The sequence below is a fragment of the Paenarthrobacter sp. GQ52 genome (genome assembly GCF_059759005.1).
In genome coordinates this window covers 119,296-129,443 of the sequence record NZ_JCAXEJ010000012.1, presented here as the reverse complement: position 1 = coordinate 129,443, position 10,148 = coordinate 119,296, and the positions used below count along the sequence as shown (strand labels likewise).

The window sequence follows — 10,148 nt, the reverse complement described above, 5'->3', positions numbered from 1 at the left end:
CGCCTTGGGGCGTGTGCTGACCCTGGTGGTGGTGACCAAGTCCGGGCAGGAAGAAGACGCCATCGAGGCAGCCAACGAAGCCAGCAGGGAACACCCCTGCCGGATCATCGTGCTGGCCGACGCCGGCGTGGAAGGCCCGGACCGGCTCGACGCGCAAATCCGGGTCGGTGGCGACGCCGGCGCGTCCGAAGTCATCGTCCTGCGCGGACACGGGCACATGGCCCACGAAAGCGAATCCCTCGTCGCGGCCCTGCTCCTCCCGGACGCACCGATCGTGGCCTGGTGGCCGCACGGCGCCCCGGAAAGCGCCTGCGAGACATCCATCGGCCGGATCGCCCACCGCCGCATCACCGACTCAGCCAACGAACCCGACCCCCGCCGGGCGCTGGAGAACATCCGGGCGACCTACAAAGCCGGCGACACCGACCTCGCCTGGACCCGACTGACCAACTGGCGCATGCAACTCGCCGCAGTCTTCGACCACGTCGACGCCCGGTCCGTGACCGCCGTCGAGGTTCAAGGCGCCTACGATTCCGCCAGCACCCACCTGCTGGCAGCATGGCTACAGCACTCCCTGAACGCTCCCACCACCGTTGTGGAAGGAGAGACAGGGATGGGCATCCGCAGCATCAGGCTCCGCCGCGATAACGGGGATGTCCAACTGTCCCGGCCGGGTCAATCAGGGGTGATTCTGACCCAGCCGGGACAGCCCGCACAACGCATCACGCTCCCCCGCAGAAGCCTCAAAGACTGCCTCGCAGAAGAACTCCGGCGCCTCGACCCCGACGAAGTCTTTGGAGAAGTGATCGGCGCGAGGCGTGCTTAGATCATCCCGCCGCGCGCGCCGATGATCAGTTCCAAGGACCGGAGCACAGCGAACGGTACAACGCCGCTGGTGCGCGGGTTTTGTGGCGATACTTCATTGCAGATTTCAAAGCGGTAATTCCCGCTGTTTCCGGAAGCCTCGATCAAGTGCGTCGTTAGCTCAGCCGCCGGGTCGGCTCTCACAGAGACCGCCACAGCGTCCCAGTCGTCCACCGCGAGGGCGACGGCGGCTGCCACGTTGAGCGACTTAGGGAACAATTGGGTGGCTCGGGCGGCGGACCCGGCAAAGATCTCAATGGGGCCGGCAGTATTCCGAATGCGATCAGCCTCAACCTCGTCCATCCACGGCTGAATCAGGGAACCCGGCAGCTTGGTTGTGGTTATCCTGACGGCGTCGTACCCCGTTGCGCGGGCGCCCGACGCCAACAGATCCAGGCCACCAATGGAGCCCGGGGTCAAGAAGAGCCTGCCAGGGCCTGCGGCCGACAACCGCTGTGAGAGGTGTGGGTCCGCAAGCGCCCCGAGTGATGTAGCGAGCAGGTCTACGCCCGCGGAAAGCACAGCCTCGCCATGCTCAACCAAGACCTCCTGCCCAGCACATTCAACCAGGAGGTCACAGCGCTCCAGCGCTTGTTCCATCTCAAGCTGCGGTGCCGGCGCGTTGTCTATGGCGCTGCGGCAAATGATCCCCTCAAGGGTGGCCCCCTTGACCTTTCCAGCTGCAATGTCAGCAGCAACACGAGCCCCAATGGCTCCATGTCCGATGATTCCGATCCTGCGGGCTCCTGGCTTCATTCGATTCCTTGCTTGATGGAGTGGATGGACGAACCCGCGCCGTGATCTAGACGTTCAGCGTAAGTTCGTCCGCGGAGGAAGCCTTCGGGTCGTAGGCGACGATGGAGGCTTCGGTTTTTTTCAGTAGCAACGCCAGTTGTTCGATCTCCTTGGAGGTCAGGCCGGCGAGCATGTTGCGCTGCGTTTCCAGATGCTTTGAAATGACCTCGTCAATGAGCTCTTTGCCATGGTCCGTCATCTGGGCGTAGACCACCCGACGATCCTCCTTGGACCGAACCCGCTCAATGAGGTTTTGTTCCTCCATACGGTCCAGCCGGAAGGTGATGCCGCCCGTGGTCAGCATGGAGGAGCTGGCCAGTTCACCAGCAGTCTTCCGGTGCGGAGGGCCGGATCGACGCAAGTTCGCCAGAACATCAAAGGATGCCAACGTGAGCCCGTACTCCTCATAGTTCACATCCTGCACAGCTCGCTGCCGTGCCACCAGGCTCTGCAAGCGGCCAAAGACGCCGATGGTCCTGGGATCAAGGTCCGGGCGTTCGCGGTGCCAGTCCTCAATGATGGCGTCCACGGCGTCCGTGTCAGTGTTCCGCGATTCGGTGGTCATGCGCACTCTCTCCTTCATTCGGTCTAAGCATCTTAACACTGAGCTTCCCAACGAAGGCAGTAATTATGAGCACTTTCCACCGGGGTCTTGCAGCGCGTCCTACTATATCTTAGTCTTGAGATAGTTAGAGTCGAGGGAGATTGAAACCATCCCGGCTTTTGCGAACTCAGGCAATTACCAATCCGAGAGAGGTCCATCATGAGCGACGTTATCGAAAGCAAGTTACCGGAACTTGAGGAGCTGATTGATTCGGCCATCGCCTCCCGTGAGAGCCGGGTTGTTGACTTCAATACCCTGAAATTCCAGACCAAAATGGGTGAAAAGTTCCGACGCGGACAGGTCCGCTACATCGGTTCCGGAGCTACCGGAGACCATTCGGACGACAACAACATCCTCCAGGCGGAGCACTTCACCTTTTCCAACATGGTGCTGCCCGCCGGATGCGTAGGTCCTGAGCACACGCACCCGGACGTCGAAGAGGTGTTCTTTGTCCTCGAAGGAGAGGTGGAGTTCAGCGTGCACGACGTGGAGGACGGCAACAAGAAAGCAAGCCGCGTGCTCGGCTACCGCGACCTGATCCGCGTCCCGGCAGGCGTTCCCCGGAGTTTGCGCACCGTCAGCGACGTTGACGCAATCATCTGCGTGATTATCGGCGCCAAGAAGCCGGAGATCCCGTTCTATCCGCCCACCTCGGAGATGTATGGCGTGACCCGCTAAATCTCCAAGAACCCGGGTACCGGCCGATGTGGCCAGTACCCGGGTTTTGTTGTGCTGAATTGGTTGGGACACGACAAGAAAGAGCCTGCAGCTCGAAGAGTTTCGAGCTGCAGGCTCTTTGGGCTAAACGAGTCCCTCTGAGAGAATCGCGGCCTGTTTCTGGGCATCGGCATCATGGACCCTGCGGATCCTGGCTACTCCAAGATCATGCTGATACAGGTGCTCATCCCTGTCCGCATCTGCAGCCAGCGCCTCCAACAATTCCCGGTCCTGTTCCAAGACCACCCAGTGCTTTTCTTCAAGGGTTGTCTTGTACATGAATCGCCAAACGTCCCGTTCCCAGTCTGAAACGGTCCGGGTACGCCAGTGGAAAACGGCGGAGGTATGGGCATCAATAGGAGTGGACATTCCGACGATGCCGAACGAACCCCCGGGACCAGCCGAATCGGCATACGGGATCTCCAGGTCCACGTAGTCCATGGCTTCACGGCAGTACTCCACCCAGTCAAAATTCTTGCCACGCTGGTCCGTTTTCTCGAAGAAGAATCCACGATCGGTCTCGCGGATACGGAAGCGGGCACTGGTATCACCGCCAAACATGGAATGCGAGTCACGGTGGAGGAACGCGCCGTGCATCGGGTCCAGGACGTTGTCCATATAGAAACGCCACGGACTCTTCCATTCAGCGTAGTTTGAGAACCAGGAAACCTCGGGGTTGTCCAGGCGATCGGGCAGCTTGAACGCCGTCACCACGGAGTCCTCGGTCAATGGCATGAAGGCAAAGATCATGTCAGCGCCTTCCTCCACAGCCAGCGATGCTGTGACTGTCTTACCCTCAAGGGCGCAGCCGGGCATCCCCGGAACCGAAACCACGGTACCGCGGCCGTCCACCTGAACGCCGTGGTACTTGCATGCCACCCGGTCCCCCAGGTGTTGGCCCACGGATAACGGGGCGCTGCGGTGGGGACAGCGATCCTCCAACATTCGGATTTGCCCCCTGGCATCGCGGAACAGGAGCCAATCCACGCCCAGCCGTCGGACTTTAACCATGTCTCCGGGACCTACGAACCGGGACGGGTAGATGGGGTACCAGCGATCCCTCAGTCCCGTCGCGGCCAGTTCTGCGGCATCGAGTTGGCGCCGGGTGCCGACGACAGTTTTGATTTTGGCCCTGCCGGCCCTGGCTCCGGCGGCGCTTGCCGTTGCAGTTGCAGTTGCAGTTGCAGTTGTCATGTCCTACTCTCCCAGTCGTCGCATTTCGGAACGGAATCGGGTTTCATCCCACGGTTCACCGTCCGGGGCGTTCAGGCCCAGATTGTTCAACCCCGAGATGATGGCCGGCAGCTCGTGGCTACCACTGGCGAAAATCTCGGACAGGGCTCCGGCGAGCTTCAGCTCGTAAGGATTGGCAGGACCCACCCGGGACTGGTTGGCATCAAGATATTGCTCAGGCACTGTGTTCCTCCTGTGTTTCGGTGACGGTGTGCAGACCTTCAGCGATGTTCATAAATGACCTGCTCCACTCGTTGAATGAGTGGGATCGGCTCTGGTGTGCTGGAACGGCAGTGTTGTCGATGATGACAAAAACCCCGTTCCTGATTCCCCCGGCGATGCTTTGCGGTATGGAGATATCGGCGTCCAGGTCAGGGGCGGCGGCAATGACCAACGACGGCGCCCGCACCCGCCGGAGCGTGGCCACGAACCCCTCAACCGACGTGTCCACCAGTGGGTCGCCCAGGATGACACTCTTGACCTGCTCCGGGTGCAGGGCCGCGAGCATGATGGCCCCGTACGCAGCTGTTCCGCTGGCAAGGATATGAGCTGGACCGGCTGTCGACTCGTAGAGGGCTGACGACGCCGCTTCTACCCACTCATCCATTTGGCCGGGCGGGCCGGTGACGTCAAACGTGATGCCGATTCGAGGTTCCCAGGCACGGGCCCCCAAAGCGTCAAGCTGTTGGGTGAACCATTCGGCTGCTCCCTCGCCGCCGTGCAAGCACACGACGTCGTGCCGTGGCACCACCTCGTCTGGCTCATAGCCAAGGTGCAGATCTACTTCCGTACTTGATTTCATGTGCTCTCCTGCTCCTCTACTGATGTGGGGTTGGAATATGCACCGGCGGAACAAACGCACCCGGCACGGGATCCAAAGCAGTGACGTCGATCTCGATCACCGCGGGCCCCCGCACCGCGAGCGCTTCCACCAAGGCCTCATCAAAGGTGCCGGGGCCACGCACCCGCCAGAACGGCAGGTTCAGTGACTCAGTCAGCAAAGCAAAGTCCGGTGTATGCAGGTTGACTCCTGCCTCCGCGAAGCCGTTGGCTTTCTGCATGTTGCGCAGCACCCCGTAGCCGCCGTCATTGAAAACCAACACGACGCACCAGACCCCGGAACCGGCCAGGGAGGCAAGTTCACCAAGATGAACGGCCAGGCCGCCGTCGCCGGCAATAACTACCGTGGGAACGTCCGGGCGGGCGCAGGCTGCCCCAATGCCCATGGCCAAACCTTGGCCGATGCCGCCGCCCAGCGGAAAGATGTTTGTTTCGCGGGAATACATCTCCAGCAGGCGGTTGCCCCACTGGCTGGAGGGGATGGTCACATCACGTGCAACCACGGATTCCCGGTCAAGGCGCTCCCTGAGGCTGTGGCAGATTTCCGCATAGCCACCGATGTACTCAGTCAAGGTGGCCCGTACCTCAAGGCGTACATCGTGCACCCGCTGCGCCCACGCTGCGTCCACGGAATGGCTACCCAACTGGCCGACGATCGCCTCCAGAATTTCCCGGGAGTCGCCCACCAAGCCCACAGTGGCCGGATACACCCTGCCCACGGCCTCAGGATTTAGATCCAGCTGAATGTGAGTGGCAGGCAGTTTGAGCGAATAGTGCTGCGTCTCGTTGGAACGGAAGTGCGTACCAACACTTAGCAACACATCAGACTCTTCGATCAGCCGGACAGCGGCGGGAGTGGTAGCAAAGTTCCCGATGACAAGATGGTCATCTTCCGGAACCACGCCCCGTCCCGAGTTGCTGGTCAGGAGTCCTGCGCCGAGGTGGTGGAGCAGAGCCGCAAGTTCCTTATCCGCGCCGGCCGCTCCTCCGCCAGCCCAGATGAGCGGGCGCTTGGCACCTGCCAGGAGCCGAACCGCTTTGGCGACGGAATCGGCGTCGTAATCCGGTAAAGGCTTCACTTGAGCGTCGATTGGGCGCTGATCATCCGGGTGGGCCAGATACTGCAAATCTGTAGGCCACTCGATGCTGGCCGGTGTGTGAGGCGAGGAGAGCAGGTGTGCAATTGCCTCCTCCAGGTCCGCCTCCGCATCCTTGCCATTGAAAATCGTGCGTGCATAGCCGGAGACCGCGTGGAGCATCTGCAACTGGCGCGGGACCTCATGGATCACTCCACGGTTGCTGCCCATGAATTCGCTGTCGATCTGGCCGGTAATGTGCAGCACGCGGCTTCCCGCGGTGAGCGCCTCCACCATGGAACCGGCGGCGTTGCCGGCTCCTGTACCGGTGCTGGTCAGGGCAATCCCGATTTTGCCGGAGGCCCGGGCATAGGCGTCAGCCGCGTTGACTGCGGCTGCCTCGTGGCGGACGGCCACAAAGTTCAGCTCCCTGTCCACTGCCTCGACGAGGGGAAGATTGTGGATGCTGATCACCCCGAAGGCCGTATCGATGCCGTGCCGACGCATGACGCGGGCCAGGACGTCACCGCCTGTTGGCCCCCTCGGGACCGTTGCTGCTTGTGTCACTGACATATCTGGATCTCTTTCATGATGAAGTTCCGCTGGCTAGACATAGCGCCCCACGCCACCGCCGACGTCGATGGTTGCTCCTGTGGTGTATCCGCTGAGGGGCGAAAGCAGCGAGACAATATGGAAGGCCACCTCCTCAGCCGTGCCGAAACGGCCCAGCTTGATGCCGCGGTTGGCGGCGATTTCTGCGCTCCAGGCCTCGTAGTCGAGTTCCGAGCCGGCTTCCTCGAAGCGTCGCCGCCACTGGCCGGTATCCACCAGTCCGAGCAGGACCGAATTCACCCGGGTTCCCTCTGTTGCCAGGTCTTCGGCAAGGGAATGGGTGAGATTCAACAGCGCGGCGCGGGCAGCTGAGGTGGCAGCCAGGCGCAACTCCGGCTGCCGGGAGAGGATCGCGTTGACGTTGACCACCGAGCCGTGTGGTGAGGCATTCAGGGCAGATCTGGCGGAACGTACCATGTTCAAAACCCCGAAGATCTTCAGGCTGAACTCATCACGCAACTGCTGGTCCGTGGTGTCCTGGAGTGTGGCCATCAAGGAACGGCCGGCGTTGCAGACCAGGCCATCAACGGCGCCAAACCGATCCAAGGTGCCGGCGATGAAGCTGTTGGTGGCGTCTTGCTCCGTGACGTCGCACGAAGCAAGGTAAATCGCGTCCGTGTCCGCCCAGGAGAATTCGTCGAACGCGGCGGACAACCGGCCGGCATCACGCGCACAGGCAGCAACCCGGGCACCTTCGCTCAGCAAATATCGGGCAGTGGCAAGGCCGACGCCGGAGCTCGCCCCGGTGACAACCACCGTACGATCCTTCAATTGCAGGTCCATGTGTGGGACTCCTTGTTAGTGTTTTTGTCCGCCGCAGGGCGGTTCAGAGGCTTCAACAACCAGCGGCTTCAGTGGCTCATGACGAAGCCGCCATCCACCACGATGGTCTGGCCGGTGATGAAGCTTGCAGCATCCGACAACAGGAACTGGACGGCGCCTGATACGTCCTTGGGTTGTTGCTCCCTTGGCAGCACGCGGTTCTCTTCATAGAGGCGGTAGCGGGAGGCCGGCACTGACTCGGTGGCTTCCACCCGGGTCAAGCCCGGAGCAACCGCATTGACGCGGACACCGGCCGGTCCCGCGTCGCGGGCCATTGTCCGGGTCATCGCCAGGACCGCACCTTTTGATCCGACATAATGGACCAGCCGCGGAGAACCGTAAAGCGCTGCGTCAGATGCGATGTTGACAATGGACCCTGCCTGGCTTTGTGCCAGCTGGGGGTAAAGGTGTTTGCTGACCAGCCAGGTCCCATAGGCATTGACGGTCATCACCCTCTGGAAGAAGTCTTCGTCCAGCTCCCAAAAAGTGTCACCACCGACGCCGTCGGCCAGTGCCGCATTGTTGACCAGCGCATCGGCGCCCCCCAGCCGCTGGACCGCGGTGGCCAGTTCCGCCACCGAGGCTTTGTCGGCGATGTCGGTGACGATTGCCGTGGCGTCGAAGCCCTGTCCGCACAGTGTTGCGGCAGCTTGCCTGGCGAGGTCCGGGTTCTTCTCGGCAATGACTATCCGGTCTCCGCTACCTGCCAGCCGGTGGGCGATGTCGAAGCCAAGTCCCCGACCGGATCCGGTAACTACCACGAGGCGCGTCACCGAAGGTCCTCCCAGAAAGCAAGGATGGCAGCGGACATCTCCATCGGCTTTTCCTGCACTGCGGCGTGCCCTGCACCGGCAATGATGCCCAGCGTGGCACCGGGGATGTTCTCTGCAAGGACCCTGGATTCCGCCACGCCCGTGATCACGTCGTCCTGGCCCACTAAGACCAGCGCCGGGACTTGGAGCCGAGGCAGCAGGTCCGTGGTGTCACACTGCGCCATCATGGTGGCGGCTGACGAAAATCCGGACAGCCGGACTGCAGCCATGTCCGCGCGTACAGCTTCGGCCACCCATGCCGGGGCTGACGGGGAAACCAGTCTTGCTGCCCGTCGGGCCGCAAGGATTTCGGGACCGACGGCGGCCAGTTCCGGAACGCGCGCCAGCATGCGTTGCGCGGCGGTCCGGGTAATTCCCGAACCACGGGTGCTGTCCGCCAGCACAATGGAACGCACTGCCTCAGGTGCTTGAGCGGCTATCCGGGTGGCGATCACGCCTCCCCATGACGTGCCGATCAGGTGGGCAGGACCAACATTCAAGGTGGCCAGGATGTCCAACACCAAAGCAGGATGATCCAAGCCTTCCGGTGGAGCTGATGATTCGCCGTAACCGGGTGCATCCCAGCAAAACGTCTGGAATCCGTGTGCGCTCAGCAACTGAGCCAAGGCACCACAGGATGACGCGGCGCCTCCGATGCCGTGCATGAGGAAGACAGGAGTGCCTTCCCCGCGAATGACGAGGGAGACCCCATGGACAGTTTTCCGGCGTTCGGCAACAGTCGACGCTGTTTCGGTAGCTGGCGGCAAGGAGCTGCTACGCATGGGCTTTTTCTGCGGCAGGAGTTTCCGGCATGGAGAAGTAGTCCTCACGTCCAGGGACCACCAGCGACTTATACCCGCTGTCCGGAATGCCGGCCATGGCGCTTCGGACCGCGGTAGTGGGCGGACCTGCAGTTCCCCACTGGTCGGATAATTCCGGCGTGCGCTCCCAAGTGCGGCACAACCAACTGTCCTCGTCCACCTGGGCTACTTCGGAGGTATATTCGCAAACCAGGCCTGAGGGGTCTGTGAAGTAGGAAAAAGTGTTGTCACCCGGACCGTGACGGCCCGGCCCCCACTGGGGCGCGATGTTGTGCCGCTTCAGGTTGCCGATGCCGCGCATGAAGTGATCAATGCTCTGCATCTCGTAAGCCACATGATTGACCGAGGTCCAGGGAGCCTGGTTGAACGCGATGGCATGGTGCTCGCTGTTGCACCGCAGGAAGGCCATCTGGTGCTCGGACCAATCTGAAATCCGCATCCCCAGCACCTGCGTATAAAAGGCCGTTGCGCGGTCAATATCCACGGTATTGAGCACCACATGGGCGATCTTGCGTGGAAGCGCCCGCCGACCTGCGGGCTCCTGGCTGACAACCGCGTGGACGTCGGCCGACAGCTCCACCAGCCTGCCTTCGGGGTCTACCAACTGGAGACCGTAGCCGCCGGCAGCATCATCCAAAGGTCCGGGCTCACGGAAAAGCGGAATCCCCAAGGCGGTGAGCTTGGTGGCGGCACGGTCAACGTCCTGCGGCGTGGCCAGGGCGAAAGAGACCCCGCCCAAGGCATTCTGCTCGCCTCTTTCCAGCCTCAGGATGTGGTGTTCGGATCCGGTTCCGCGGAGCCAGAACTTGTCAGTGTCCTCCTCCACGGTGGAAAGGCCCCAGACTTCATGGTAGAAATCCCTGGCCGGCCGGGTGTCGGGCACTTTCAGGGACACAGAACGCAGCGACCGCAGATTGCAGACAGGCTCTGCTGAGAAATAGTTCATGGGAAT

The 10,148-nt window shown here is 61.8% G+C and carries 12 protein-coding genes; 2 read left to right on the top strand and 10 right to left on the bottom strand.

Annotated elements, in window-relative coordinates:
• Positions 1 to 826: glucose-6-phosphate dehydrogenase assembly protein OpcA (locus AC6CH8_RS15730; protein ID WP_498191440.1), on the top strand; the 826-nt coding region annotated here is incomplete at its 5' end.
• Here AC6CH8_RS15730 and AC6CH8_RS15725 read toward each other — a convergent pair.
• Positions 823 to 1,620, bottom strand: coding sequence for an aspartate dehydrogenase domain-containing protein (locus AC6CH8_RS15725; RefSeq protein WP_498191439.1), 798 nt, complete (start codon positions 1,618 to 1,620; stop codon positions 823 to 825). The genes AC6CH8_RS15730 and AC6CH8_RS15725 overlap by 4 nt on opposite strands.
• 46 nt (positions 1,621 to 1,666) lie before the next feature.
• A complete protein-coding gene (locus AC6CH8_RS15720; RefSeq protein WP_402934848.1) occupies positions 1,667 to 2,224 on the bottom strand; it encodes a MarR family winged helix-turn-helix transcriptional regulator in 558 nt (185 codons plus the stop codon).
• A gap of 198 nt (positions 2,225 to 2,422) precedes the next feature.
• Here AC6CH8_RS15720 and AC6CH8_RS15715 point away from each other — a divergent pair, with 198 nt between their 5' ends.
• Positions 2,423 to 2,941 (top strand): cupin domain-containing protein, encoded by a 519-nt coding sequence (locus tag AC6CH8_RS15715; RefSeq protein WP_011774625.1) that lies wholly within the window; start codon positions 2,423 to 2,425, stop codon positions 2,939 to 2,941.
• Between the two features lie 123 nt (positions 2,942 to 3,064).
• Here AC6CH8_RS15715 and AC6CH8_RS15710 read toward each other — a convergent pair whose 3' ends face one another.
• The 8 genes from AC6CH8_RS15710 to AC6CH8_RS15675 all read right to left on the bottom strand — a co-directional run bounded on the left by AC6CH8_RS15710 (position 3,065) and on the right by AC6CH8_RS15675 (position 10,142).
• Positions 3,065 to 4,174, bottom strand: coding sequence for a Rieske 2Fe-2S domain-containing protein (locus AC6CH8_RS15710; RefSeq protein ID WP_498191438.1), 1,110 nt, complete (start codon positions 4,172 to 4,174; stop codon positions 3,065 to 3,067).
• Positions 4,175 to 4,177: 3 nt separating this feature from the next.
• Positions 4,178 to 4,396, bottom strand: coding sequence for a recombinase-like helix-turn-helix domain-containing protein (locus tag AC6CH8_RS15705; protein ID WP_091470632.1), 219 nt, complete (start codon positions 4,394 to 4,396; stop codon positions 4,178 to 4,180).
• Entirely contained in the window at positions 4,389 to 5,015 is a 627-nt protein-coding gene (locus tag AC6CH8_RS15700; RefSeq protein ID WP_498191437.1) for an alpha/beta fold hydrolase, read from the bottom strand. The genes AC6CH8_RS15705 and AC6CH8_RS15700 overlap by 8 nt, the downstream gene beginning before the upstream one ends.
• Positions 5,016 to 5,031: 16 nt before the next feature.
• Positions 5,032 to 6,702: a thiamine pyrophosphate-binding protein gene (locus AC6CH8_RS15695; protein WP_498191436.1), complete on the bottom strand. Its 1,671-nt coding sequence runs from the start codon at positions 6,700 to 6,702 to the stop codon at positions 5,032 to 5,034.
• A 33-nt stretch (positions 6,703 to 6,735) separates the two neighbouring features.
• Positions 6,736 to 7,524 carry an SDR family oxidoreductase gene (locus tag AC6CH8_RS15690; protein ID WP_498191435.1) on the bottom strand — a complete coding sequence of 263 codons (789 nt, stop codon included), beginning with the start codon at positions 7,522 to 7,524 and terminating at the stop codon, positions 6,736 to 6,738.
• A 68-nt stretch (positions 7,525 to 7,592) separates the two neighbouring features.
• Complete coding sequence (locus AC6CH8_RS15685; protein ID WP_498191434.1) at positions 7,593 to 8,336, bottom strand: 3-oxoacyl-ACP reductase family protein; 744 nt, start codon at positions 8,334 to 8,336, stop codon at positions 7,593 to 7,595.
• Positions 8,333 to 9,157 (bottom strand): alpha/beta fold hydrolase, encoded by an 825-nt coding sequence (locus AC6CH8_RS15680; RefSeq protein ID WP_498191433.1) that lies wholly within the window; start codon positions 9,155 to 9,157, stop codon positions 8,333 to 8,335. Before AC6CH8_RS15680 ends, AC6CH8_RS15685 begins: the two co-directional genes overlap by 4 nt.
• Positions 9,150 to 10,142: a VOC family protein gene (locus AC6CH8_RS15675; RefSeq protein ID WP_043470171.1), complete on the bottom strand. Its 993-nt coding sequence runs from the start codon at positions 10,140 to 10,142 to the stop codon at positions 9,150 to 9,152. Before AC6CH8_RS15675 ends, AC6CH8_RS15680 begins: the two co-directional genes overlap by 8 nt.
• Positions 10,143 to 10,148 lie beyond the last annotated feature (6 nt).